The sequence below is a fragment of the Microbacterium sp. 69-10 genome, from assembly GCF_001897945.1.
In the GTDB taxonomy this organism is placed as follows: Bacteria; Actinomycetota; Actinomycetes; order Actinomycetales; family Microbacteriaceae; genus Microbacterium.
In genome coordinates, this window is the sequence record NZ_MKRT01000031.1 from 9,038 (window position 1) to 32,759 (window position 23,722).

Genomic DNA, 23,722 nt, shown 5'->3' on the forward strand with positions numbered 1-23,722 from the left:
GGTGGACACCGTCACGTAGAAGGTGTTCTGATCGTCGGCGAAGGTCAGGCCCCAGTAGTTGACGTCCTCCGGCGACCGGAACCGGCCGTCGATGTACAGGCCGAGATCCTCCACCGACTTCACCAGGAAGTCCTGCTCGAGGTCGTAGAAGCCGGTCCTGGTTGAGAAGTCGGTCGTGGCGTACTCGTCCCCGGTCCTGCAGACCGAGATACAGGAACCCGTCGCCGATCGTGACCATGCCGAGCAGTGTGGCCGCGATCAGCAGCCGACGGTAGCGCGGTTCGGCGAGGATGCCGACGGTCTGCCGCAGCGTGGGTCGCATTCCGCCGGTCGGCATCGAGGAGCGGCCGGGGACGAACGCGATGAGCACCAGCACGCCGAGCGGCGCGACGCAGAAGCTCACCATGAACACATCTTTACGATGAGCTATACCCGACACGGATACCGATGGCAATCGTTTTCCAGACCAGGGGTTTCGTCTGCCGACGGATAGCATCCGTGTAACAGCTCCCACGACTCCGGGTGCAATCGATCTCATCCTCAAAAGGACACCGTGGCCACTCGACCGATCGGAACCAGCGTCGTCCGCGCGATCAACGCTCGTGCGGCATTCCGGCTCCTGCTGGACCAGGGCCCGCTGAGCAGGCCGGAGATCGCCTCAGCACTGGCCGTGTCTAAGCCCACCGCATCTCACCTCCTCGCGCAGCTGCGCGAGAGCAGCCTCATCAGGAGCATCGGGAACCGCGACGGCGGCATCGGCCGGGCCGCGGAGCTGTTCAGCGTCGACGGCGGGGTGGCCCACGCGGCGGCCGTGGACGTGACGCCGGAGCGCATCGCGGCCGTCGTCGTGGATCTCACGGGCGCGAGGGTCGGCGAGTACGTGCTCCCTACATCCGATCAGGCGGCGCCCGATCCGGGCGCCCAGGTGCTCGCCGTGCTGCAGGGTGCGTGCGATGGCACGGACGTGGAACCGGCCGGGCTGCAGCGCGTCGTGGTCGGGATCCAGGGGGCGATCGATCCCACCTGCGACCGGTTGCGGTTCGCCGCCCATCTGCCCGGCTGGCAGGATGCCGCACTCACATCCACGCTGCAGGACGCCATCGGCACGACCGTCGACATCGAGAACGACGTCAATCTCGTGACCATCGCCGAGCACGCCCGCGGTGCGGCGGTGGACCACGACAGCTTCGCCGAGCTGTGGGTCTCGGACGGCATCGGCCTGGGATTGATGTTCGGTGGCAGAATGCTCCGCGGACGCACCGGCGGCGCGGGCGAGATCTCCGACCTGCCCCTGCCCGGCGCTCCGGTGCCGCCTGACGAGAACGAGCACGGCGCCAGCGGGATGCAGGCCCTCGCCGGCGCCCCGGCACTGGGGCGCGTGCTCGCGGAGCGCGGATTCGACGGCGCGACGCCCGCCGACGCCATGCGCGCCGCAGCATCCTCGGACTCCCCCGACGCCGAGACCGCGCTCGACGAGATCGCACGCCGCCTCGCCCTCGGGCTGTCAGCCGTGGTCGCGATCATCGATCCGGACGTGTTCGTGCTGGCCGGAGACATCTCGGTCGCAGGAGGCGAACGGCTCCGCGGCCTGGTCGAGCGTCACCTGCACTCCACCGTCGTCGCCCGGCCTCCCGTGCTGCTGTCCGAGCTCGTCGACGAACCGGTGCTCGCCGGTGCCGCGCACATGGCCCTCACCGCCGTGCAGGACGACCTGCTGCGGACCATCACCGGCGGGCAGCGGACCTCCACGGCCGAGGCCGCCTCGGGCAGCTCTCCGGGAACGGGCGCCGCCGCCGACTGACGCACTGACGCCCGGCGGGGAACCCGCCGGGCGTCAGTCTCGGAGTCGTGGTCAGGATGCCGATCGGCCGCGCATCCGCCAGAGCAGCCAGAGGCCGGATGCCGGGAAGATCACGGCGACGGCGATGATGATGAGGAAGTGCGGACCCGCGAGCAGATTCGGGACGAGCGGGTTCTCCGCTTCCGGCGGAGTGCCCGTTCCGGATGCCTCGTGCACCTCGACGGCTCCCGTCGTGGTGAAGGCGGCGAACGAGAACAGCATCAGTCCACCGAACACCGCCACGGGGACGAGGATCGCGACCAGCTTCTCCCAGGTGCGCCACATCGAGCTCATCAGCACGAGCGCCACGCCCACGAACCAGCCCACGACGGGCACGAGATAGCCGCCGAAGCTCAGGGTGAGCGCCGCAGCGATCGCGAAGCCGCGGCTGTGGGAGACGGGGACGGGTGCGGGCGAGGCGACCGCATCCGGACGCGGGGCAGCCGGTGCGGGCGGGGGCGTGTACCCGTCCGGATCCAGCGCCTCGCGCGCGATCACGGCAGGGTCACCGAGCTGAGCGATGCGCGCCTCGGCGGCGTCCGCGTCGAGGCTCTGGAGTTCCTCGGCGATGCCGGCGCGGATCTCCGCGGCGACACCGTGCGGCACATCGCGCAGCGCGACGTCGAGTCGGGCGAGGTAGTCGGAGGTGGCGGTCGTCATGGTGTTTCCTCTCCCACGAGGCGTGAGACGGTCAGGGCGAAGGGCTGCCACTGCGTGCGGAACAGCGCGAGCTGCGCGACTCCGGCGGCCGTGAGCCGGTAGTACCGCCGCACGGGACCGGAGTCCGACGGCTGGTCGAATGTCGTGACCCAGCCGTTGTCGCGGAGCCGCCCGAGCAGCGGGTACAGGGTGCCGATGCTGGCGATGAGCCCGGACTCGGTGAGCGCGTCGGCGAGCTGCCAGCCGTACATCGGCTCGCGGGCGAGCAGGCCGAGCACGCAGTACTCGACCACGCCCTTGCGCATCTGCGCCCCCACGTCCGCTGTCATGCGTCACAAGCTAGCATGCGTCACAAGACAGCACAACACGGCCAGCGGCCTTCGTCTCGCCGCACAAGCTCAGGGGCCGGAGGCAGCTCACTCAGGGAGGGGAGCAGCTCGCTCGAGAACCGGACCGAGATGCGCCTCAGCCGCGCGGCATCCGCACGCCGGGCAGGCTCCACGCGGCGAACGCCGGACCCTCGGCCGCGAGCGCGACGGCGCCGTCGGATGCCGACGCCAGCGTCGCGTCGCCGTACAGCTCTACGGCATCCGCGGCACCGGGCAGGGCGCCGGGCGCGAGCTCGACGTCCGCTCCCCCACGGGTCGCGAGCACGAGCACGCACTCCTCGGCGCTCTCGCGCACGAAGACGACCGTCTCGTCGTCGACGTGCAGCCAGCGCATCCCGCCCGTCCCCAGCACGGGGTGCGAACGGCGCAGCCCGACCAGCGAGCGGTAGGTCTCGAACACCTCGGCGAGCTCCGGCTCGTGCTGCCGCGACCACGGCATCGGCGTGCGGCTGCTCTCGCCGTCGGCGCCGGTGAGCCCGAACTCGTCGCCCGCGAAGATCACCGGCACGCCCGGCATGGTCATCGACAGCCCGACCGCCACCGGCATCGTTCCGGGCGCCGCGTTGGTCGCGAAGCGCGCGGTGTCGTGCGTGTCCAGCGGCTGCATGTTCCCCAGCCGCACCCGCCACGGGATGCCCGCCGTGAAACGGGTCACGGCATCCGCGAAGTCCCGTGCCGTGTAGCGCGGGATGCCACCGATCGGCTGCGTGAAGAACCATGGCTCGGTCACCTGCTGGCCGTCGTAGGTGAGGTACGGCGCACCGATCGGCTCGCTCAGCCAACCCCACAGCGGGCGGGTGAACGCCGGGTAGGTCATGGCGCCGTGCCAGCCGTCGCCCTGCAGGTCGGTGGCCGCGTCGTTGGTCGACTCCCCCAGCACGATCGCATCGGGGTTGATGGCCCGCACCGTCTCGGCGAGGAGCTGCCGCACCTCGGCGTTCAGGTCGACCGCGCCCAGGCGACCGGTCATGTTGGCCACGTCGATGCGCCAGCCGTCGATCGAGTACGGCGGCTTCAGCCACTTGGCGACCACCGAGTCCTCGGCGGTGATGAACCGCTCCCGCAGCGCGTCGCTGGCCCAGTTGAACTTCGGCAGCGTCGGCGTGCCCAGCCACGACTCGTAGGCCGTGTTGCCGGCATCCGTGAAGTAGTAGAAGCTCTCGGTCTCGGCGCCGGGGTGCCCGAGCGCCTGCTGGAACCATTCGTGCCGGTCGCCGGAGTGGTTGCTGGTCAGGTCGCCGATCACGCGGATGCCGCGGGCGTGCGCCTCTTCGATCAGCCTGACGTATGCGTCCTCACCGCCGAGCAGCGGGTCGATCGTGTCGAAGCTGGACGCGTCGTAGCGGTGGTTCGAGGCCGCGGGGAACACCGGAGTCAGGTAGAGCAGGTCCACGCCGAGCGCGACCAGGTGGTCCAGGTGCTCCACGACGCCCGGCAGGTCTCCTCCGTAGAACTGCTTCGACCGGCCCGGCACGACGGGGTCGACGGGGTCACTCCAGGAGGCCGGGATCGCCCAGTCCGGGGTAGGATGCTCATCGGCCTGCACGGACCGCGCGAAGCGGTCCGGGAACACCTGGTACATCACGGAGCCGTGCAGCCATGCCGGCGCGGCGGGGGTGGCCGCGAGCGCGAAGTCCTCGGCATCCAGGGTCTCGCCGATGTGGATGCCGGTCTGGTTCAGCCATTCGACCCTCCCGTCCTCGTGCAGCAGCACGAAGCGGTAGCCGTGCCGCGGGTTGCGCACGTGGATCGGCGCCTCCCACCAGTCCCAGCCGTCGGCGGCGCCGAGCAGCACGGCATCCGTCCACTCCGGCTCGTGATCCGGGTTGGACCGGGTGCGCACCGCCCTCAGCGGACCGTACCCCGCCGGCACCCGCAGTCGCACGGAGACCGTGTCGCCGAGCGCGGGGGCGTCGTCCGAGACGAAGAGCGGTGAGCCGTCGTGATGCGGGAGGGTCATGACAGGCATCCTGCCCTACTTGACCGCACCCGCGGTGAGTCCGCCGACGATGTACTTCTGCAGCAGCAGGAACAGCACCATCACCGGGATGGCCGCCATCACGGCGCCCGCGGAGAACGCCGACCAATCCGCGTAGCGCGGATTGGCGACGAGCTTGGTCAGGCCGACCACGAGCGTCTGCTTGTCGGGGTCGATCAGCATGATGCTGGCGATGACGTACTCGTTGACCGTGCCGATGAACGACAGGAGGGCGACCACGGCGAGGATCGGCGCGACCAGCGGCAGGATCATCGTGAAGAAGATGCGGGCGTGCCCGGCTCCGTCGATGCGAGCGGCCTCGTCGAGCTCCATCGGCAGCGTGTTGAAGAAGCCGTACATGAGGTAGGTGTTCACGCCCAGCGCGCCGCCGAGGTAGATCAGGATCAGGCCTGTGGGCGTGTTCAGCCCGATCGCGGGGAACCAGTCCCCCAGCGTCGACATGAGCAGGAAGATCGCGACCACGGCCAGCAGCTGCGGGAACATCTGCACCACCACGATGGTGACGAGGCCCACGCGGCGTCCGGTGAACCGCATCCGCGAGAACGCGTACGCGGCCAGTGCGCCCAGGAAGACCGTCACGAATCCGGTCACCGTCGCGATGACGAGGGTGTTCCAGAACCACATCGGGTACGGGTTCTTCGGGTCGGTGAGGATGCGCACGTAGCTGTCGATGCCGATGGCGGAGAACAGCTGGTTCGACCCGGTGAGCGTGCCCTTGGGGTTCAGCGAGGCGGAGACCACGTACAGCAGGGGGAACACCGCGAACGCGCTGACGACGATCGCGACGACGTGGCGCCAGCCGGTGTCGCCGAACCACTTGCCGAACGAGCGGCGGGCGGGGCGCAGGTCGCGGACGGAGGAAGCGGTGCTCATGTCAGTTCAGCTCCTCGAGGGCCTTGGGCTTGCGGAAGCTGATGATCGAGATCGCCGCGACGACGATGAAGATCAGGATCGTGAACGCCGATGCCAGACCGTAATCGCGGGTCTGACCGGTGAACGCCACCTTGTAGACCATGGAGATCAGGATGTCGGTGTGCCCGACGGGGATCGACACGTCATCGAAGCGGGGACCGCCGTTGGTGAGCATGTAGATCAGGTTGAAGTTGTTGAAGTTGAAGGCGAACGACGAGATCAGCAGCGGCGCCACCGTGACCAGCAGCAGGGGCAGCTTGATGCTGCGGAAGATCTGCCAGGGGTTCGCGCCGTCCATCTCGGCCGCCTCGTTGACGTCGGACGGGATGCCCTGCAGCGCGCCCATGCACACCAGGAACATGTACGGGAAGCCCAGCCACAGGTTCACGATCAGCACCGACACCTTCGCCAGCGTCGGGTCGGTCAGCCAGGGGATGGATGCTCCGCCGAAGAAGACCTGGTTGAGGAAGCCGAAGCTCTCGTTCATCATGCCCGCCCACACCAGCGCCGACAGGAACGCCGGGAACGCGTAGGGCAGGATCAGCAGGATGCGGTAGCCGTTGCGGAACCGCATCCGGGTGTTGTTGAACACCAGGGCGAGCAGCAGCCCCAGGAAGAACGTGGACGCCACCGAGATCAGCGCGAACACGAACGTCCAGATCGTCACCGAGATCAGCGGCCCGCGGATCGAGGCATCCGTCACCGCCCGCAGGAAGTTGTCGAAGCCCACCGTGATCTGCCAGCCGGGAAGCAGCTGCTCGCCGTTCTCGGCGGTGAACGCGCCGACGCCGGTGTCGCGGTAGACGGTGCCGGTCTTGGTGTCGGTCATGGTCCCGGCCGCGGTGTCGTACTCGAGCGTCGACACGTACCGGTAACCGCTGCGTCCGTCGGGCGTGCGGATCGTGCCGTCGTTGGGGTCGTCGCTGAACGGGATCGACAGCTTCTCCACCTCGTCGGAACGGGAGATCACGTCGGCGAAGGACAGGCTCGTCCATCCGTCGACGGAAACCGCCCGGTCGCCGTCCATGCCTGCGCCCTGCACCTTCTGCAGCGGCTGCTCATCGGTGCCGACCCAGACGTCGCCGTCCTCGGGATCGGTGACCAGCAGGCCCAGTGCGCCGAGCTTCTCCACGACGGTCACGCCGTAGGTGGGCGAGTCCGCCACCCGCTCCTGGGCGGAGCGCATCAGCGATGCGACGGCCTGGTCCTTGCTGCCGTTGTGCCCGGTGCCGTAGTTGGTGAAACCGATGTACCCGGTGTACAGGAGCGTGAACACCTGGAACAGGATCAGGAAGATGACGCCGGGCGTCAGATACTTCGCCGGGACGTGTCGCCGGGAGAAGTAGATCCAGTTGACCAGGATCGCCACGACCACGACGACACCCAGCACGACCCATTCGGATGCCGTGTAGAGCACGAACGCCGCATACAGGGCTATCGCGTCGACGATCGCCAGAAGGCCGATCTTGAGCAGCATCCAGCCGACGTGCCCCGACGCCGCCTCGGCGATCGCGGCAGCCTGGCGCTGCTTCCTCGTGCGGGGCGCCTGCGGCGCCTCCAGCTCAGTGACCTGGCTCATCCTCACCCCTTTGCGCACGGCTGCCAGGACGGGGCACGTGCCCCGTCCTGGCAGCGGTGGACTGCTTCACTCGACCTCGGCCGGTCGGCCGAGATCGGTCGCGATCACTTCTTGATCGCGCCTGCGACGTCGTCGGCCAGCTTGGTCCAGGTGGCCTGCGGGTCCGCGCCCTTGATGATCGCGGCCTCGGCGACGCCCCAGAACTGCCAGACCGAGCCCATGGCGGGGATCGCGGGCATCGGCACGGCGTCTGCACCGACGGCCTGGAAGCCGGCGATGATGGGGTCGGATGCCGCCTTGTCGGCTGCTGCGGTGAGTGCGGGCAGCACGTTGCCGGCCTTGAACAGCTCGAGCTGGACATCGGACGTACCGATGTAGTTCACGAGGAAGTCGTTCGCGGCGACCTTGTTCTTGGACTCGGAGCTGATGAAGAAGCCCTTCACACCGGCGAACGGCGAAGCGGCCTTGTCGGTGGGGCTGGGGATCTTGTCGATGGCGACCTTGATGCCCGCGTCCGTGGCGGCTCCGACGTTCCAGGGGCCGGTCAGCCAGAAGGCGGCCTTGCCGTCGAGGAACTGCTGCTTGGCGATGTCACCGTCGATGTCGGTGTTCAGAGTGCCGGCCTTGCCCTGCGCTGCCAGCCAGTTCGCGAAGGCGATGCCGCCGTCGTTGCCCAGCTGCAGGTTGGTCGGGTCGTAGGAGCCCTGGGCGTCGGTGCCGAAGACCGGGGCGCCGAACGCAGTCTGGAACGGGTACAGGTGGTAGGGGTTGCCCTCGGCGCCCTGCTCGACCACGAACGGCTGGTCGAGGCCGGCCGCCTTGCCCTTCGCGATCATGTCGTCGAAGCTCGTGGCGGCCTCGGGAACGATGGCGGTGTTGCGCAGCACGGCGATGTTCTCGACCGCGTAGGGGAGCATGTAGACCTTGCCCTCGTAGGTCGAGGCCTGCAGTGCGACGGGCAGGTAGTCCTTGGACGTGTCGCCGAGCTCGAGCGGAGCCACGACGCCGTTGGTGGACAGCTCGCCGAGCCAGTCGTGCGCACCCATGGTGATGTCGGGGCCCTTGCCGGTCGGCACCTGCTGGATGAAGTCGTCCTTGATGTTGTCGACGTTCTTGCCGACGATCTGGACCTTCACGCCGGTCTTCTTCTCGTACGCCTCTGCGGCGCCCTTGACGGCGTCGACGCGCTCCGAGTCGACCCAGACGACCAGCTTGCCGGCCTTCGCGGAATCGCCGCTGTCCGAGCCCTTGTCGCCCGTGTTCGCGGACGAGCAGCCCGCGAGCGCCAGGGAGGTCAGGACGGTGATCGCAGCGAACGCCGCGATGCTCCTCTTGGTCACCTTCATTGGTGGGTGCCTCTCTCGATGTAATGGGGCCTGCACGATTGCAAGCGCTTACAGTATGCATGAGCGAGGCACGGTAACGCAATGGAAGGAATCGTCGATATCAACCTGTTATCCGGGAAGTCTGGTGTTGCAAGACATTGAAAGCGCTTCCAGACGGACAGTGAAACGGCATCCTCGATAGACTTCCGGCATGGCTGACAGCTCATTCGACATCGTGTCCAAGGTGGATCACCAGGAGGCGGACAACGCCCTCAACCAGGCCCGCAAGGAGATCGAGCAGCGCTACGACTTCAAGGGCACCGGCGCCTCGATCTCGTGGAGCGGCGAGCAGATCGTCATCGTCGCGAACTCCGAGGAGCGCGCGAAGGCGGTGCTGGACGTGTTCCAGTCGAAGCTCATCAAGCGCGGCATCTCCCTGAAGAGCCTGGAGTCCGGCGACCCCGTCGCCAGCGGCAAGGAGTACCGCCTGACCTCGTCCCTGAAGGACGGCATCTCCAGCGAGAACGCGAAGAAGATCGGCAAGATCATCCGCGACGAGGGTCCGAAGGGCGTGAAGTCGCAGATCCAGGGCGACGAGCTGCGCGTGCAGTCCAAGAGCCGCGACGACCTGCAGTCCGTGATCGCGCTCCTGAAGGGCAGCGACCTCGACATCGACCTGCAGTTCATCAACTACCGCTGACCCGCGGCCGCCGTCATACCGGCATTCTGCCTCTCCTCAGACGTCCGCGCACCCGCTAGGCTGGGGCCCAGCGGGGCGTTAGGGGACGCTCCGCCCGGGATTCGTGGGGAATCCCTGGGGTTCATCGGGGAAGCTGGGGTCATTGGGGTGTCCGTCGACGAAGAACAGCGGCTGGGGTCCGCGAGCACGGCGAAGAAGCAACTGCTGGCCGAGGGGGTGTTCCACCTGATCGGCGAGCGCATCGTCACCGGCGAGCTCGCGCCCGGGGATCGCATCCGCGACGCCGACGTGGCGCGCGAGCTGTCGGTGTCGCGCACGCCCGTCCGGGAGGCGCTGCAGCGGCTGGAGCGCATCGGCCTGGTCACGATGTACCCCAGCAGGTACACCGAGATCAGCCGCCTCACGCCCGAGACGATCCGGATGTCGCACGACTTCGCCGGTCTGCAGGCGGGCGTCATCGTGCGGCTGTCCTGCCCGCGGCTGACGGCGGCCGACCATGACACGCTTTCGCCGATGATCGCGAGGATCGCGGCGAGCGTCGACGACCCCGCCGCCTGTTCGCAGGCACGGCGCGAGGTGATCGGCTACCTCGCCGCCCGGAGCGGCAACACCCTGCAGCAGTCGCTGGTCGACGAGGCCTCGATGGCCCTCGCCCGAGCGCTGCGCGGCTTCACGATCACCCCCGAGCACAGGCCTCGTCTGCTCGACGCCTGCGGCGAGCTGGACCGGGCGCTGCGCGACGGGGATGCGGATGCAGCGGAGCAGGCCTGCCGCGTGATCTACGACGTGGCGTGAGCCAGGGCATCCGCTCGGTCAGCGCGACGCCACCCAGCCGGTGACCCAGCGCTCCAGCCGGGCATAGGCGTCCTCGCGCGCCTCGTGGCGCGACAGGAACACGTCGTGCAGCGCGCCGTCGATGCGCTCGACCGTCACCGACGAGCCCAGCCGCAGAGCGGCACGGGCGATGTCGTCGACGACCAGCACGCTGTCCGCCCGCGTGAGCTCGTCCGACCAGCGCCGCGGCACGGCCGTGCGCGCCGACAGCAGCACGCAGATCGGGACGTCGATGTGAAGGCCGGCCGAGACCATCCGATGCCCCTGCAGGATCGCGTGCAGCCACGCGGCGTGCACGGTCATGGTCTGCTCCGGGCGCCAGGCCAGATCGACCTCCATGGGATCCTCGGGATCGGCCACCTCGTTCTGCGCCCGCGTGTAGAACCCCAGGTCCACCTGCGGCGCGGCATCCTTCGGCCACCACCGCGCCTGCAGCTCGACCATCGGCGCGATCGCCGGGCGCGCTGCACCGAGCTGGAACTCCAGCCAGGGCGAGTTGAGGATGACGGCGTCTACCTCGTCCGGATGCCGGGACGCCCACAGGCTGAGCGTCAGCCCGCCGGTGGAGTGCCCGAGCAGCACGAGGCGGCGCCCCGCTGCATCCCCCCGCGCCGCGAGCGCGGCCTCGATGTCGGCGTCGTACTCGGCGAGGTCCGTGATGAACCCCGGCGTCTGACCGGGACGCAGGCTGCGGCCGTACTTCCGCAGGTCGAGGGCGAAGAAGCGCGCGCCCCGCGAGGTCCAGAACCGGGCCAGGCGCTTCTGGAAGAAGTAGTCCGACCATCCGTGCACGTAGAGCACGTCGACGTCCGCGAGCGGACGCCGGTCGCGGAGGCGCCACCACGGTCGCGGCTCGGGCAGTGCGCGCACGACCGTCGCGACCACGTCGCCCTCGGCATCCGGCTCCAGCGGCAGCGTCAGCTGCTGGAACTCGTCGCCGAGGACATCAGGAACCCACTCGCCCATGAGGTCAACCTAGGCCCTTCGTCGGATCCTGAGCGAGCGAAGCGAGACGAAGGGCACGGCTCCGAAGCGACGACTCACTCCCCGCGCGAGACGCGGACCATCTCGTCGCGCGGCACGAGCTTGACGCGCTCGCGCGTGCTCTCGTGGGCCTCGCCCAGTGCGATCTCGTGCGCGTCCAGGCGGTGCCACCCGTCCAGGTCGGTCCACTGGACGCCGCGCTCGGCGAGCAGCGCGGGGATCGCCTCGTCGGACGGGTCCTCGGGATGCCACCACGAGCCCTGGTCGTTGATCAGGTGCTGCACGGTCTCCATGGCATCCGACTTGGTGTGGCCGATCAGGCCGACCGGGCCGCGCTTGATCCAGCCGGTCGTGTAGATGCCGGGCACCCGCTGGTTCGACTTGGTCTCCAGCACCTGGCCCTCGCGGTTCGGGATGACGCCGTGCTTCTTGTCGAACGGCACACCGGCCAGCGGAGAGCCGAAGTAGCCGATCGCGCGGTACAGCCCCTGCATGGGGACCTCGCGGAGCTCGCCGGTGCCGACCGCGCCGCCGGCGCCGTCCGACTCGGTGCGCTCGTAGACGAGGGCCGCGACACGGCCGTTCTCGTCCTTCTTGACCTCGACCGGGCGCGCCCAGAAGTGCAGGTGCAGACGACGGGATGCCGTGCCTCCCGCGTTGTTCACGGAGTCGAGCTTGCGCCAGGACTGCATGATCCGGTCCATGACCATGACCTGCTTGTTGCTGGCGACGGCCTGCTGGGAGGCCTCGTCGTACTGGAAGTCCTCGTCGTAGACGACCATGTCGACATCACGCAGCTCGCCGAGCTCGCGCAGCTCGAGCGGGGTGAACTTCACCTGCGCCGGGCCGCGACGGCCGAAGACGTGCACGTCGGTGATCCGGCTGGCCTTCAGCCCCTGGTAGACGTTGTCGGGGATCTCGGTCACGAGCAGGTCGTCGGCGTGCTTGGCGAGCATGCGCGCCACGTCCAGCGCGACGTTGCCGTTGCCGATGACGCCGACCGACTCGGCATCCAGGGTCCACTCCGGTGAGACGTCCGGATGCCCGTCGAACCAGCTCACGTACTCGGCTGCGCCGAAGGAGTGGGCCGCATCGATGCCGGGGATGTCCAGGGCGGAGTCGCGCACCGCTCCTGTCGCGAAGATGACCGCGTTGTAGTGGCGCTTGAGGTCCTCGAGCGTGATGTCGGTGCCGAAGTGCACGTTGCCGAACAGGCGCATGTCGCCGTGGTCGATCACGTTGCGCAGCGCGTTGATGATGCCCTTGATGCGCGGGTGATCCGGCGCGACGCCGTAGCGGACCAGGCCGTACGGCGCCGGGAGCTGCTCGAAGAGGTCGATGGAGACATCGAACTTGCGCTCGGCCTTGAGCAGGATGTCAGCGGCGTAGATGCCCGCCGGTCCCGCCCCGACGATGGCCAGCTTGAGCTTCGTCAATGGGGTTCCTTCCGTCAGCTGCTGCGATCGGCCAGAGTCTCCGCGAACCGGGTCAGCGACTCGCGCACGGTGCCCTTGGGCAACGGTGCGAGCGCGGCGACGGCATCCGCCGTCCAGGTGCGGGCGAGCTCCATGGTGCGCCGGGTGGCGTCATGATCGCGCAGTTCTGCGAGCGGCCCGTCGAGGACGGCGGGATCCGCCCCCTCGGCGATGCGCGCGACGCCCTCGTCGATGCGCGCGGCCAGGTCGATGTCGGCGGGCGCCGTGCCGGTCTTCAGCAGCAGCGAAGGCATGGTGGGCACGCCGGCCCGCAGGTCGGTGCCGGGAACCTTGCCGGTCTCCTCGGCATCCGCGGAGAGGTCGATCACGTCGTCGAGAAGCTGGAAGGCGACGCCGACCTTCTCGCCGTAGACGCGCAGCGGCTCCTCGAACTCGGCGGGGGCGCCGGAGAAGATCACGCCGCCCTGCGTTGCCGCGGCGATCAGCGAGCCGGTCTTGTCGGCGAGCACCTGGATGTAGAACTCGATGGGGTCGTCGCCCGGCTGCGCGCCCACGGTCTCGTGCATCTGACCGAGCACGAGACGCTCGAAGGTGTCCGCCTGCAGGCGCATCGCCCGCTCGCCGTGCCGCGACATGATCTGGCTGGCGCGCGAGAAGAGGATGTCACCGGTGAGGATCGCGACGTTGTTGCCCCACACGCCGTGCGCGGCCGGGACACCGCGTCGGGTGTCGGCGCCGTCCATGACGTCGTCGTGGTACAGCGAGCCCAGGTGGGTGAGCTCGAGCGCCTTGGCGATGTCGATCACGGCGGCGCTGTTGCCGTCGCCGAGCTGGGCGGTCAGCAGCGTGAGCACGGGGCGGATGCGCTTGCCACCGGCCTCGTAGAGGTAGCGGGCGACGGCGTCCGCGACGGGATCCGCCATCCTCAGCTCGTCGGCCAGACCCGCCTCGACCAGGTCGAGGCCCTCCTCGATGCGCGTGGCGATGCGTCGCGCGGCGGGACCGAGGAAGACGCGGTCGCTGAAGCCGAGTCGGCTCGCCAGTCGCGTGCCCGGGGAAGCGGGGCTCGAAGTCACGTGTTCCAGCCTACCTGCGCGCACGGGCGCACATGTCCGTCCTGTCGTGGCCGGGTCGCGTGGATGCTCAGGCCAGGGCATCCACGAGGGGCCGGAACTTCACGCGGGTCTCCAGCAGCTCCGCCTCGGGGTCGCTCCCCGCCACGATGCCGGCGCCCGCGTACGCCGTGACGGCGCGAGCGCCGGACTCGTACTCGGGAGCGTCGGCGAACTGGGCGCAGCGCAGGGCGATCGCCCACTCGCCGTCGCCTGAGGCGTCGATCCAGCCGACCGGTCCCGCGTAGCGCCCGCGATCGAAGGGCTCCAGACGGCGGATCGCCTCGACCGCAGCATCCGTCGGGGTCCCCGCGACGGCCGCGGTGGGATGCATGACGCCGACGAGATCGAGCGCCGAGGCGCCGTCGTCGAGTTCGCCGCTCACGTCTGTCGCGAGGTGGAAGAGATTCGGCAGCTCCAGCACGAACGGGGCGTCGCTCGCCGTCAGGGTGCGGGTGTGCGGGCGCAGCGTGGCCAGCACGCTCTGCACGGCGAAGCTGTGCTCGGCGAGATTCTTCGCACTGGCGGCGAGATCTGCAGATGCGACGGAATCGGCGTCCGGGTCGGCGCCGCGACCGATGGTGCCGGCCAGCACGCGCGCGGTGACCGTGCGGGCGTGCGTGGTGACGAGCGTCTCCGGGCTCGCGCCGATCAGGCCGTCCACCGCGAAGGTCCAGGTGTCGGGATAGTCGGTCGACAGCGCGCGCACGAGACGGCGCAGGTCGGCACTGCCGGGGACGGTGCCGGTCAGGTCGCGAGCCAGCACGACCTTGCTGTACGCGCCGTCCGCGATCTCGTCGAGCGCCCTGCGCACGGCATCCTGGTAGCTCTGCGGCGTCTGCGCACCGGGGCCGACGCGACCTGCCCAGTGCGGCGCGAAGCCCTGAGGCTCCGGCACGTCGGCGAAGCCCGGCTCGTCGGCGGTGCGGATGCGGGTGATCCAGCTGCGGCCGTCTCGACGGCCGATCACGGCCCGCGGCACGACGAGCACGCTCGCGGCGGACGAGTCCTCGTCGAAGGTCAGCGCGCCGAACGCGACCAGTCCGGTGCCCGGAAGGCCCACGGGGTCGTCGACCTCGGCATCCTGCACCAGCTGCCGCCAGGCATCCGCGACGATCGATGCGCGGGGCCGGTCCTGACCGGCCGCGACGCGGACGGTCGCGGCGATCCCGTCGCCTGCGGCCACGATCCCCTCGCCGCGGCGCAGCCATGCGACGGGTCCGGCGGCGGAGGTGTGTGCCAGCAGATCGTCGACGGGTGGGATCTCGCGGGTCTGCGCGACCAGGCGGGTGCTGCTCACCCGTCCAGCCTACTTCTCGGGCTGACGCTCCATGCCCAGCGCCTCCAGACGGTCGAGCCACGGGTCGGCGGTCGCGTCGTCGAACGGGGCGATCTGCGCGCGCACCTTCTGCTCCAGGTCCAGCGCCAGCGCCTCGAGGTGCGCGATCACGTCGGCCGGGTAGCCGTACTGCACCAGGTGCTCGGCCCACTCGTCGCGGTCGTCGACCCATGTGCCGCGCTCGCCCTCGACGCGCACGACGTCGAGGTCCATGTCGATCCCGTGCGCGAGCGCGGGCATGCCGGGCTCGCCGTCCTCGGCATCCGCCGTCCAGCGCAGATCCCAGGCGAGGTCGATGTAGATGCGCATGCCCTTCGGATGCCCGCGGTTGATCGTGAGCGCGAGGTCGGCGGCGCCGCGATCCGGGTCCGGGTGCGGGATGAGCGTGATGTTCGGAGCGGGTGCCGTGAACTCGCGCCCTGGACGGCTGCTGCGCCATCCCCGCGGCTGTCCGACCCAGTCGCCCCAACGATCCGAGCCCAGGTAGACCTGCTCGTTGGTCCAGTGCGGCGAGCCGTCCCATTTGCGCCACTGGACGATCATCGGTGTGCCGGGCTCAGGACGGTTCGCGCTCACCCGCCGAGTCTATGCCCGGGTCGGACCGGCGCAGATCGGGGGCCGACACGCCACATTTCGGACGTTTCCCGCGAATCCGTCCGTGATCTGGCGTGTCGGCCCCCGAAGTGGAACAGCCCTTCGCGCGAAGCGCGCAGCATCCGCCCGCTTTAGGATCGAAGCATGGAGCCGAACCGCGCCGACCTCGGCAAAGATCCCTCGCACGTCAGCGGCATGTTCGACCAGGTCGCCGCAGGCTACGACCGCACGAACACCGTGATGACGTTCGGCAATGACGCCTTCTGGCGCGCGGCGACCACGCGCGCCGTCGCCCCGAAGCGCGGCGAGCGCATCCTCGACCTCGCCGCGGGGACCGCGTCCTCCTCGGCATCCCTCGCCGGCAGCGGCGCGCAGGTCGTCGCTGCCGACTTCTCCCCCGGGATGCTGGCCGAGGGCCGCCGCCGGCACGGTCACCTGCCCAACATCACGTTCGTCGAGGCGGATGCCACGAATCTGCCGTTCAAGGACGGCGAGTTCGACGCCGTCACGATGTCGTACGGCCTGCGCAACGTGCAGGAGCCGAAGAAGGCGCTGGCCGAGCTGTTCCGGGTGACGAAGCCGGGCGGGCGCATCGTGATCAACGAGTTCTCCACGCCTCCGGGGAAGCTGTTCCGCGGGCTCTACCGCTTCTACAACGCGCAGGTGCTGCCGAAGGTCGCCCGCCTCGCCGGCACCAACGGCGACGCCTACGACTATCTCAACGAGTCGATCCGCGACTGGCCGGACCAGCGCACGCTGGCCGGGTGGATCCGCGAGGCCGGCTGGACGGACGTCGAGTACCGCAACCTGTCGTTCGGGATCGTGGCCCTGCACCGCGGACGCAAGCCGCTGGCCTGAGCTCTCGGCCACAACTCCGGAGATCCGGAGGCGTTCGCCACGTTCTGGCGTGTTTCGCGCCGCGCTCCGGTCAGATCTCCGGAGTTATGTCGTGCAGATCGCTCCGAGTCAACTCGCCGCGAGGCGCTTCTTCTCGACCTCGACGTCGAAGTCGGCTGCGGGCCACTGCGGGTCGATGTCCTCGAGCGCGGCGATCAGCAGCTCCTGCACGGCGAGGCGCGCGTACCACTTGTGGTTCGCCGGGATCACGTGCCAGGGCGCCTCGGCCGACGAGGTGCGCTCGAACGCGGTCTGGTAGGCGGACATGTAGTCGTTCCAGCGCAGCCGCTCGTCGACGTCGCCGGGGTTGTACTTCCAGTGCTTGTCCGGGCGGTCCAGGCGCTCCATCAGGCGCGCCTTCTGCTCGTCCGGCGAGATGTGCAGCATGACCTTGACGATGCGGATGCCGGATGCCGCGACGCGGCGCTCGAAGTCGGCGATGGCGCCGTACCGTCGCTCGATCTCCTCCTCGGATGCCAGCTTCCGCACCCGGCCGATCAGCACGTCCTCGTAGTGCGAGCGGTCGAAGACGCCGATGAAGCCGGGCTGGGGCAGGCGGCTCTCGACCCGCCACAGGAAGTCGTGCGCGCGCTCTTCGTCGGTCGGCGCCTTGAACGCGACCAGCTCGATGCCCTGCGGGTCGACTCCGCCGACCACGTGCCGCACGATGCCGCCCTTGCCTGCGGTGTCCATCGCCTGCAGCACGAGCAGCACGGCATCCTTCGCGATGCCGGCGCGCGATTCGGCGAACAGCCGCTCCTGCAACTCGCCGAGCACCTCGCGGCGCGCGGCGAGCTCCTTCGCGCCCTGCTTCTTGCCGCCGTCGAAGCCAGGAGTGCCGTCGGCATCGACGTCCTCCAGCCGGAAGCCCTCGCCGACCTGCAATGCCTCGGCCCATGTCGTCTTCGTCATGCCTGCCATTGTGCCGGGTGCGGCGCCACGTATGCGAGAAGCACGGTGTCGGTGGCCCCGTGCACAATCGGACCATGGACACCTCGCTTCTCGTGATCGTCGTCGCCGTGATCGCCGCAGCTCTCGCCGGTGGGCTCGGCTTCGTGCTCGGCACGCAGCGCGGGCGCGCGACGGATGCCGCGAGTCAGGCCGCGGCGGGCGCCGCGCAGCTGCGCGTCGAGGCGCTGGAGCGGGATGCGGCCGCGCTGCGTGCGGAGACCGCCGGTCGCGTGCAGGAGGAGCGCGCTCTCGCGGAGCAGCGGGTGGCCGAGGCGCGCCGGCAGGGCGAGGCGGCCGTCGCGGATGCCAGGGCGCAGGCGCAGGCGCGCCTGGAGCACGAGCGCTCGGAGCACGTGCGGCGGCTGGCCGAGGTGCGGGACGAGGCGGAGGCCGACCTTGCTGACGAGCGCCGCCGTGCGGCCGAGCGTCTGGAGGAGCTGAAGGCCGATCAGAAGCGGCTCTCCGACGAGTTCGACGCCCTGAGCCGGCGGGCCCTGGAGGCCAATTCCAGGGCGTTCCTGGAGCAGGCCGAGGAGCGGCTGAAGCGGAGTCAGAGCGAGGGCGCAGCCGAGCTGCAGAAGCGGCAGGACGCCGTGCAGCAGCTCATCGAGCCGATCCAGAAGACACTCGACACGGTGAAGACCGAGATGACCACCGCCGAGAAGGCACGACTGGAGGCGCACGCAGCGCTCAGCGAGCAGGTGCAGTTCATGCGGCAGTCCTCCGAGACGCTGGGGGCAGAGACCCGCAACCTCGTGAATGCGCTGCGGGCGCCGCAGGTGCGCGGCCGCTGGGGCGAGCTGCAGCTGCGCCGGGTGGTCGAGGCCTCGGGCATGGTCAACCACGTCGATTTCGACGAGCAGCTGCACCACAGCACCGACGAGGGCGCGCTGCGTCCCGACATGGTGGTGCACCTGGCCGGTGACAAGCGGGTCGTGGTCGACTCGAAGGTCGCGTTCAACGGCTACCTCGAGGCCATGGAGGCCACGGACGACGCCGTGCGCGCCCAGCGCCTGGCAGCGCACGCCCGGCATCTGAAGAAGCACATCGACGACCTGGGCACCAAGGAGTACTGGGACGTGGTCGCCGGCTCCCCCGAGTTCGTGGTGATGTTCGTGCCCGCCGAGCCGTTCCTGGCTGCGGCGCTCGACCAGGACGCCACCCTGTACGAGTACGCGTTCGAGCGGAACGTCGTGATCGCGACGCCCTCCACCCTCATCGCGCTGCTGCGCACCGTCGGGCACGCCTGGCGACAGGATCAACTCGCACAGGAGGCGCAGCAGATCTTCGCCGTCGGCAAGGAGCTGCACAAGAGGCTCGGGACGCTCGGTCAGCACCTCGCGAAGCTGGGCAAGAGCCTGAACAGCACGGTCGACGCCTACAACAGGTTCGCAGGCTCGCTGGATCGCAACGTGGTCACCCAGGCGCGCCGATTCAGCGCACTGCAGGGGCTGGAGGAGGTGCTCACCGACACCTCGCCGGTCGAGGCCCTCGCGATCGCGCCGTCCAAGGCCGACCTGTACGAGCTCGAGGCCCCTGCGGCGGACGACGAGCGGTACGCCAGCGCGGACGTCGGCGAGATCGCCCGGCGGCTCGAGTAGAGCACCGGCCGGCCGGCCGGCGACCCTCAGCGCTCCAGCGGCACCTCGATGATCTGCGGCCCCGCCACGGGCGAGGTCAGCGCCTGGTCCAGCGCGGAGCGCGTGGTCACCTGTGCGAACTCCCACCCGTAGGCGGCGGCAAGTTCGCGCAGGTTCGCGCCGTGCGGCGTGTAGAAGGCACGATCGAGGTCCTCGGCGGGAGCGGATGCCGCCACCTCGAGCCCGTCGAAGATCGTGCCGCCGCCGTCGTTGCCGACGATCACCTGGATGCGCGGCCGCGGCTCGTCCGCCGGCAGCAGCAGCGCGCCGACGTCGTGCAGGAAGGCCAGATCGCCGAGGAGCACGCGCGTCACGCCGACCGCGCCGGCGGCCTGGCTCGCCAGCGCGATGCCGAGAGCCGTGGCGATCGAGCCGTCGATCCCCGCCAGCCCCCGATTGGCGTGCACCGGCACCTTCTTGCCTCCGAGCACCTGGTCCGCCACGCGTACCAGCCGTGAGGATCCGAACACCAGGCGGTCGTGCGGCCAGGTGGCGCGCCAGACGGCATCCGCGAGGATCTCGCGATCCACACGGCGCCGCACCGCGTACAGTTCGGCCCGCACCGCGCTCAGCCGGGTGGCCTTGTCCTCGGACGACAGCCCGTCCTGGTCCGGTGCCGGGGCGCTCAGGTCGATCACCTGACCTGCCGAGGCGTTCATCCACGCACCCAGCCACTGCCGGTCGGCCGGCCCGTCGGTCACCGCCACCGCGGCCGCCGAGGTCGTGCGACGGTTGAGATCCAGCTCCTCGCCGCCGCCGCGCACCGCGACCACGTCGACGTCGGCCCTGGCGAGCAGGGCCGCGACCTCTCGGCTGAGGGTCGGATGCCCGAAGACGACGGCGCGCTCGACCCGGCCGCCGAGCGCCTCGTCCCGCAGCAGCTCGCGGTAGCCGTGCACGATGAGCCGGCCGAAGCGCGCACCGCTGACGATCTCGGCGATCAGCGGCCAGCCGCCCCGATGCGACAGCTCTTCGGCATCCGCTCCGGCATCCGCTCCGGCGACCACGACCGTGCGCGGGCCGCGGTCCAGCACCAGCGGGTCCGCGGCCGCGCGGGTGGGCGCGGGACCCGGCACGGCATCGGCGGCGCCCGCCGCCGACAGGGGTTCGCGCGCGGGAAGGTTGAGGTGCACCGGGCCGGCGACTCCGGGGACGCCGTCGCCGCGCAGGCCCAGGGAGGCCTCCACGGCGGCACGGGCGAGGCCCGTCCAGCCGCTCTCCGGCGCCGTCGGCGGCACCGGGGCATCGATCGCCATCCGGGTGAAGGGGCCGAAGATCCCCTGCTGCACGGTGGCCTGGTTCGCGCCGATGCCGCGCAGCTCCGGCGGGCGGTCGGCGGTCAGCAGCAGCAGTGGGACGCCGGAGTGGAAGGCCTCCATCGTGGCGGGCAGCAGGTTGCCCGCCGCCGTGCCCGATGTGCAGACGATCGCCACCGGGACTCCGGTCTCGCGCGCGATGCCGAGGGCCGTGAATCCGGCCACGCGCTCGTCGATGCGCACGTGCACCCGCAGGTGGCCCGTGCGGGACAGCTCCATGGCTGCCAGCGCAAGCGCCTGCGACCGCGAGCCCGGAGCGAGCACGAGGTCGCGCACACCGCTCCCGATCAGTCCGGCGAGCAGCTCGGCGGAGGCTTCCGAAGCGGGCGAGGAGGAGGGGACGGGCCCCGTCACGAGCGCGGGTCCGCGCCGTCGGGGTCGTCGTCCAGGCGCGCCAGCTCGGCCTCGAGCTCACGGATGCGGGCATCCTGCTCGGCGTCGTGCATGCGGCGCAGCACCCGCGGGTCGTCGTCCGGAGGCACCACGTAGGCCGTGTTCACCTCGTCGGCGCGGAGCCGGCCGAGCGCGAACCAGAGGATGCCGCCGATCACCGGCAGCAGCAGCACGATGAGAACCCAGGCGGTCTTCGAGACGCCACGGTGCCGCGTCGCCGGCTGCACACTGCAGTCGACGATGCTGAACACCCAGAACCCCACGGCGAGGAAACCGCCGATGATCAGGAAACGCGCCATGCTTCCAGTGTAGGTCGCCGGGCCCGGACGGGCCCCGGTGCCTCATCGCCGCCGCACAGCGCACGCCTAGCGCGCGCTCCTAGACTCTCCTCTGTGAAGAAGTTGCCACCCCTCCTCGTCTACTCCGTGCTGCGGCTGCTGGCGTTCCTCGTGCCGCTCGCGATCATGTGGTTCTTCTTCCCGATCTTCCAGGAGTTCTGGTGGCTGGCGGCCCTGTTCGCCGCGCTGATCGGCATGAGCATCTCCCTGCTGTTCCTGCGCGCGCCGCTCTCGGACGCGTCGCGCGACATCTACGCCCGCCGCAACCGCACCGACTCCGATGCGGATGCCGAGGACCGCGCGACCGACGAATGAGCCGCAGGGCGTGTCATGCACAAGGAGCGGATGCCGATCGGCATCCGCTCCTTCCGCATCAGGGCGTCAGCGCCGGAAGGTCACGTGCGTCGTGCCGCTCTCCGCCACCTCGCTGACGACCTCGTAGCCCTGCTCGAGCCCGCGCAGGTCGTCCCACAACCGCTCACCGCGGCCGAGCAGGATCGGTGCGATCGCGACGTGCAGTCGATCGACGAGGTCCGCGCGCAGGAACTTCCGCACGACGTCGACGCCTCCGCCGACGCGCACGTCGCCGCCCGCTGCCGCCTCGATCGCCCTCGCCAGGGCGTCCTCGGCCGTCGTGTCGATGAAGTGGAACTCGGTTCCGTTCGCGAACTCGATCGACGGCTTCGCGGTGTGCGTGAGCACGAACACCGGCACCTGGAACGGCGGCTCCTCGCCCCACCAGCCCCGCCAGTCGGGGTCGTCGCCGAACAGATGCAGCCCGAACATGCCCGCGCCCATGATCTCGGCCCCGGTTCCCTCGAAGTAAGCGCTCGCGTACTTCTCGTCCACCCCGGTGGTGCCCTCGCCGGAGGTGTCTCCCAGCACCCGCTCGCGGAAGGTGCGCGTCGACACGTACGCCGCGGTGAGCCGCCCCCAGTCCTCCCCCATCGGGTTCTCCGGGGTCTGGTCGACGGTGGTCGCGAACCCGTCGAGCGAGATGTTCAGGTCTACTCGTACTGCCACGGTCTCTCCTAGCCGTTCGCGGGGTTGGTGGCCTTGCCGTCCAGCCACAGCACGTCCGAGGCGTCGCCGTGCGTGCCGGCGCTCCCGACGTGCTTGTCGCTGATCTGCGGCCCCTTGGTGATCACGTGCACGAGCGCCATTCCGTAGCCGCGCGACAGATCGTAGTCGGATTTCAGCCACTCCAGAATGGGGGTGGCCTTGGTGCTCGAGTCGAAGCCGCGCTGTGACGCCAGCTCGATGAACTGACGCGGTGTGAGACCGGTCTTCGTCTCGATGTTGTCGAGGTATGCCTGGAAGGACATGCGGTGTTCTCCTGCGTTTCGTGGTGGTCAGTCGAGGTCGGTCTGGATGATGACGGCAGATGCGTGGATGCCGATCAGACGCATCGTGCCGGTGCCGGTGTTGGTGAACCGGTGCGGCACGAACGCCGGACCGGTGACGGTGTCACCCGCACTGGCGACGATCTGCTCATCCCCCACCTGGAAGGTCGCGTCCCCCTCGAGCACGACCCAGGTCTCGGGATACGGATGCCAGTGCAGACCCGATCCCTTCCCCGGCTGGTTGTCGACGTAGAAGTACGACACCGCGGCCCCGTGGTCACGGCCCTCGAAGCGGCGACCGGGGCCGGCCCCGAGCGGGATCTGGGCTGGTGCGACGAGCGTCGGCTCGGCGAGTGTTTCGATCATGATCTGCTCCCTGTCGTGTGCACGCCTCACTCTTCCGCCGCGCGCCATGCAGGCCTAGAGTTTCGATGTGGATCGAAACATACGAGGGCGACCGATGGAGGGTCACGAGCACCCCGATCACCGCGTCGACTTCCACCTGAGCCCCGGCGACATCCAGGCGGTCCGTTTCGGCATCTCTCCCGGTCACGAGTTCGCGCACGCCGTGCGGGTCCTGCTGCGACCCGAGCAGCATCCGCTGCAGTGGGGCTGGCTGCGGCAGGTGCGCGACAGGCTGCCGCGAGAGCCTTTCGGCCTCCTCGCGCAGGTGATCGGCGCCGACGGCTACATGCCCGACTTCCTCACGGCGGACGCGAAGTGGGACATCACCCCGGTCGACGAGCTCGCGGCGCTCCGGGAGGCGCCGATCCCCGGCATCCTGGTCGATCTCGGCAAGATGATCCTGCGCTCCTCCGGCGAGCGCCGGGCCGCGCTCGTCCGGATGCACGCAGATCCCGTGCGCGCCCGAGCGCTGATCGCCGACGCCTGGGATCAGGTGTGGGATGCCGTGCTCGCACCCGTCTGGCCGCAGCTGGAACGACTGCTGCGCGCTGACATAGCGGTGCGGGCGCGCACGATCACCGCGGACGGCCTCTCCGCCATGGCGGGAGGGCTGCACCCGAACGTGCGATGGAGCGACGGCGCCGTGCGGGTGCGCCTGCGCCGGCACAGCGAGGACGTGGACTGCCGCGGCTCCGGGCTGGTGCTGGTCCCTTCGGTGATGTCCTCGTGGGGATGC

24 protein-coding genes (1 of these 24 only partly in view) are annotated in these 23,722 nt (G+C 69.8%); 7 read left to right on the plus strand and 17 right to left on the minus strand.

Going from position 1 to position 23,722, the window contains the following annotated elements; all coding sequences use genetic code 11:
- Positions 1 to 553 precede the first annotated feature (553 nt).
- Positions 554 to 1,801, plus strand: a complete 1,248-nt coding sequence (locus tag BGN97_RS17075; RefSeq protein ID WP_292704239.1) for an ROK family transcriptional regulator — start codon at positions 554 to 556, stop codon at positions 1,799 to 1,801.
- Between the two features lie 51 nt (positions 1,802 to 1,852).
- Here BGN97_RS17075 and BGN97_RS17080 read toward each other — a convergent pair whose 3' ends face one another.
- The 6 genes from BGN97_RS17080 to BGN97_RS17105 all read right to left on the minus strand — a co-directional run bounded on the left by BGN97_RS17080 (position 1,853) and on the right by BGN97_RS17105 (position 8,725).
- On the minus strand, positions 1,853 to 2,500 hold the full coding sequence (locus BGN97_RS17080) for a hypothetical protein (protein WP_292704241.1): 648 nt from the start codon (positions 2,498 to 2,500) through the stop codon (positions 1,853 to 1,855).
- Positions 2,497 to 2,829, minus strand: a complete 333-nt coding sequence (locus BGN97_RS17085; protein ID WP_292704243.1) for a PadR family transcriptional regulator — start codon at positions 2,827 to 2,829, stop codon at positions 2,497 to 2,499. Before BGN97_RS17085 ends, BGN97_RS17080 begins: the two co-directional genes overlap by 4 nt.
- A 136-nt stretch (positions 2,830 to 2,965) precedes the next feature.
- Complete coding sequence (locus BGN97_RS17090) at positions 2,966 to 4,849, minus strand: glycoside hydrolase family 13 protein (protein WP_363331454.1); 1,884 nt, start codon at positions 4,847 to 4,849, stop codon at positions 2,966 to 2,968.
- Positions 4,850 to 4,864: 15 nt separating this feature from the next.
- Positions 4,865 to 5,761 (minus strand): sugar ABC transporter permease, encoded by an 897-nt coding sequence (locus BGN97_RS17095; protein ID WP_292704247.1) that lies wholly within the window; start codon positions 5,759 to 5,761, stop codon positions 4,865 to 4,867.
- A 1-nt stretch (position 5,762) separates the two neighbouring features.
- Positions 5,763 to 7,379 (minus strand): ABC transporter permease subunit, encoded by a 1,617-nt coding sequence (locus tag BGN97_RS17100; protein ID WP_292704249.1) that lies wholly within the window; start codon positions 7,377 to 7,379, stop codon positions 5,763 to 5,765.
- Positions 7,380 to 7,483: 104 nt separating this feature from the next.
- Positions 7,484 to 8,725, minus strand: a complete 1,242-nt coding sequence (locus BGN97_RS17105) for a maltose ABC transporter substrate-binding protein (protein ID WP_292704251.1) — start codon at positions 8,723 to 8,725, stop codon at positions 7,484 to 7,486.
- Positions 8,726 to 8,915: 190 nt separating this feature from the next.
- Here BGN97_RS17105 and BGN97_RS17110 point away from each other — a divergent pair, with 190 nt between their 5' ends.
- Positions 8,916 to 9,404, plus strand: coding sequence for a YajQ family cyclic di-GMP-binding protein (locus tag BGN97_RS17110; RefSeq protein ID WP_292704252.1), 489 nt, complete (start codon positions 8,916 to 8,918; stop codon positions 9,402 to 9,404).
- A 147-nt stretch (positions 9,405 to 9,551) separates the two neighbouring features.
- A complete protein-coding gene (locus BGN97_RS17115) occupies positions 9,552 to 10,199 on the plus strand; it encodes a GntR family transcriptional regulator (protein ID WP_292704254.1) in 648 nt (215 codons plus the stop codon).
- Positions 10,200 to 10,217: 18 nt separating this feature from the next.
- Here BGN97_RS17115 and BGN97_RS17120 read toward each other — a convergent pair whose 3' ends face one another.
- The 5 genes from BGN97_RS17120 to BGN97_RS17140 all read right to left on the minus strand — a co-directional run bounded on the left by BGN97_RS17120 (position 10,218) and on the right by BGN97_RS17140 (position 15,685).
- Positions 10,218 to 11,204, minus strand: a complete 987-nt coding sequence (locus tag BGN97_RS17120) for an alpha/beta hydrolase (RefSeq protein ID WP_292704256.1) — start codon at positions 11,202 to 11,204, stop codon at positions 10,218 to 10,220.
- 74 nt (positions 11,205 to 11,278) lie between these two features.
- The gene (locus BGN97_RS17125; RefSeq protein WP_292704258.1) at positions 11,279 to 12,658 is read right to left on the minus strand and encodes an FAD-dependent oxidoreductase; all 1,380 of its coding nucleotides are present in this window, start codon (positions 12,656 to 12,658) and stop codon (positions 11,279 to 11,281) included.
- Positions 12,659 to 12,672: 14 nt separating this feature from the next.
- On the minus strand, positions 12,673 to 13,734 hold the full coding sequence (locus BGN97_RS17130; protein WP_292704260.1) for a polyprenyl synthetase family protein: 1,062 nt from the start codon (positions 13,732 to 13,734) through the stop codon (positions 12,673 to 12,675).
- 67 nt (positions 13,735 to 13,801) lie between these two features.
- Complete coding sequence (locus tag BGN97_RS17135; protein ID WP_292704262.1) at positions 13,802 to 15,070, minus strand: isochorismate synthase; 1,269 nt, start codon at positions 15,068 to 15,070, stop codon at positions 13,802 to 13,804.
- Positions 15,071 to 15,079: 9 nt separating this feature from the next.
- Positions 15,080 to 15,685 (minus strand): hypothetical protein, encoded by a 606-nt coding sequence (locus BGN97_RS17140; RefSeq protein WP_292704264.1) that lies wholly within the window; start codon positions 15,683 to 15,685, stop codon positions 15,080 to 15,082.
- A 162-nt stretch (positions 15,686 to 15,847) separates the two neighbouring features.
- Between BGN97_RS17140 and BGN97_RS17145 the strand changes: the two genes are divergently transcribed.
- The gene (locus tag BGN97_RS17145) at positions 15,848 to 16,561 is read left to right on the plus strand and encodes a class I SAM-dependent methyltransferase (protein ID WP_292704266.1); all 714 of its coding nucleotides are present in this window, start codon (positions 15,848 to 15,850) and stop codon (positions 16,559 to 16,561) included.
- Between the two features lie 108 nt (positions 16,562 to 16,669).
- Here BGN97_RS17145 and BGN97_RS17150 read toward each other — a convergent pair whose 3' ends face one another.
- On the minus strand, positions 16,670 to 17,512 hold the full coding sequence (locus BGN97_RS17150) for a PPK2 family polyphosphate kinase (RefSeq protein WP_292704268.1): 843 nt from the start codon (positions 17,510 to 17,512) through the stop codon (positions 16,670 to 16,672).
- 74 nt (positions 17,513 to 17,586) lie between these two features.
- Here BGN97_RS17150 and rmuC point away from each other — a divergent pair, with 74 nt between their 5' ends.
- Positions 17,587 to 19,152 carry a DNA recombination protein RmuC gene (gene rmuC / locus BGN97_RS17155; protein WP_292704269.1) on the plus strand — a complete coding sequence of 522 codons (1,566 nt, stop codon included), beginning with the start codon at positions 17,587 to 17,589 and terminating at the stop codon, positions 19,150 to 19,152.
- 26 nt (positions 19,153 to 19,178) lie between these two features.
- Here the strand turns inward: rmuC and menD are convergent, their stop codons facing one another.
- Both menD and BGN97_RS17165 read right to left on the minus strand, forming a co-directional pair.
- Positions 19,179 to 20,861: a 2-succinyl-5-enolpyruvyl-6-hydroxy-3-cyclohexene-1-carboxylic-acid synthase gene (menD, locus tag BGN97_RS17160; protein ID WP_292704271.1), complete on the minus strand. Its 1,683-nt coding sequence runs from the start codon at positions 20,859 to 20,861 to the stop codon at positions 19,179 to 19,181.
- Positions 20,858 to 21,199, minus strand: coding sequence for a PLD nuclease N-terminal domain-containing protein (locus BGN97_RS17165; protein WP_292704273.1), 342 nt, complete (start codon positions 21,197 to 21,199; stop codon positions 20,858 to 20,860). The genes menD and BGN97_RS17165 overlap by 4 nt, the downstream gene beginning before the upstream one ends.
- A 93-nt stretch (positions 21,200 to 21,292) precedes the next feature.
- Between BGN97_RS17165 and BGN97_RS17170 the strand changes: the two genes are divergently transcribed.
- Positions 21,293 to 21,553 carry a DUF4229 domain-containing protein gene (locus tag BGN97_RS17170; protein ID WP_292704275.1) on the plus strand — a complete coding sequence of 87 codons (261 nt, stop codon included), beginning with the start codon at positions 21,293 to 21,295 and terminating at the stop codon, positions 21,551 to 21,553.
- A 66-nt stretch (positions 21,554 to 21,619) separates the two neighbouring features.
- On the opposite strand, the gene BGN97_RS17175 is transcribed toward BGN97_RS17170, so the two are convergent.
- From BGN97_RS17175 to BGN97_RS17185, 3 genes are read right to left on the minus strand one after another with little or no spacing between them, the layout of a single operon-like run.
- Positions 21,620 to 22,261, minus strand: a complete 642-nt coding sequence (locus tag BGN97_RS17175; RefSeq protein WP_292704277.1) for a dihydrofolate reductase family protein — start codon at positions 22,259 to 22,261, stop codon at positions 21,620 to 21,622.
- Between the two features lie 8 nt (positions 22,262 to 22,269).
- The gene (locus BGN97_RS17180) at positions 22,270 to 22,563 is read right to left on the minus strand and encodes a DUF4287 domain-containing protein (protein WP_292704279.1); all 294 of its coding nucleotides are present in this window, start codon (positions 22,561 to 22,563) and stop codon (positions 22,270 to 22,272) included.
- A 27-nt stretch (positions 22,564 to 22,590) separates the two neighbouring features.
- Positions 22,591 to 22,947, minus strand: coding sequence for a cupin domain-containing protein (locus tag BGN97_RS17185; RefSeq protein ID WP_292704281.1), 357 nt, complete (start codon positions 22,945 to 22,947; stop codon positions 22,591 to 22,593).
- Between the two features lie 94 nt (positions 22,948 to 23,041).
- Here BGN97_RS17185 and BGN97_RS18550 point away from each other — a divergent pair, with 94 nt between their 5' ends.
- On the plus strand, positions 23,042 to 23,722 hold the 5' portion of the coding sequence (locus BGN97_RS18550; protein ID WP_363331455.1) for a DUF5937 family protein. Its footprint extends 213 nt past the window's final position; 681 of the gene's 894 nt are visible here — the first part of the coding sequence; the start codon lies at positions 23,042 to 23,044; its stop codon lies off the right edge, out of view.

Excerpts from the sequence above, each read along its gene's own strand:
- BGN97_RS17120 (WP_292704256.1), bottom strand. The coding sequence starts at position 11,204 with ATGGGCGAGTGGGTTCCTGATGTCCTCGGCGACGAGTTCCAGCAGCTG.
- BGN97_RS17110 (WP_292704252.1), top strand. The coding sequence starts at position 8,916 with ATGGCTGACAGCTCATTCGACATCGTGTCCAAGGTGGATCACCAGGAG.
- BGN97_RS17145 (WP_292704266.1), top strand. The coding sequence starts at position 15,848 with ATGGAGCCGAACCGCGCCGACCTCGGCAAAGATCCCTCGCACGTCAGC.
- BGN97_RS17095 (WP_292704247.1), bottom strand. The coding sequence starts at position 5,761 with ATGAGCACCGCTTCCTCCGTCCGCGACCTGCGCCCCGCCCGCCGCTCG.
- BGN97_RS17185 (WP_292704281.1), bottom strand. The coding sequence starts at position 22,947 with ATGATCGAAACACTCGCCGAGCCGACGCTCGTCGCACCAGCCCAGATC.
- BGN97_RS17090 (WP_363331454.1), bottom strand. The coding sequence starts at position 4,849 with ATGACCCTCCCGCATCACGACGGCTCACCGCTCTTCGTCTCGGACGAC.
- BGN97_RS17085 (WP_292704243.1), bottom strand. The coding sequence starts at position 2,829 with ATGACAGCGGACGTGGGGGCGCAGATGCGCAAGGGCGTGGTCGAGTAC.
- BGN97_RS17180 (WP_292704279.1), bottom strand. The coding sequence starts at position 22,563 with ATGTCCTTCCAGGCATACCTCGACAACATCGAGACGAAGACCGGTCTC.
- BGN97_RS17150 (WP_292704268.1), bottom strand. The coding sequence starts at position 17,512 with ATGACGAAGACGACATGGGCCGAGGCATTGCAGGTCGGCGAGGGCTTC.
- BGN97_RS17105 (WP_292704251.1), bottom strand. The coding sequence starts at position 8,725 with ATGAAGGTGACCAAGAGGAGCATCGCGGCGTTCGCTGCGATCACCGTC.
- BGN97_RS17100 (WP_292704249.1), bottom strand. The coding sequence starts at position 7,379 with ATGAGCCAGGTCACTGAGCTGGAGGCGCCGCAGGCGCCCCGCACGAGG.
- BGN97_RS17080 (WP_292704241.1), bottom strand. The coding sequence starts at position 2,500 with ATGACGACCGCCACCTCCGACTACCTCGCCCGACTCGACGTCGCGCTG.
- rmuC (WP_292704269.1), top strand. The coding sequence starts at position 17,587 with ATGGACACCTCGCTTCTCGTGATCGTCGTCGCCGTGATCGCCGCAGCT.
- BGN97_RS17165 (WP_292704273.1), bottom strand. The coding sequence starts at position 21,199 with ATGGCGCGTTTCCTGATCATCGGCGGTTTCCTCGCCGTGGGGTTCTGG.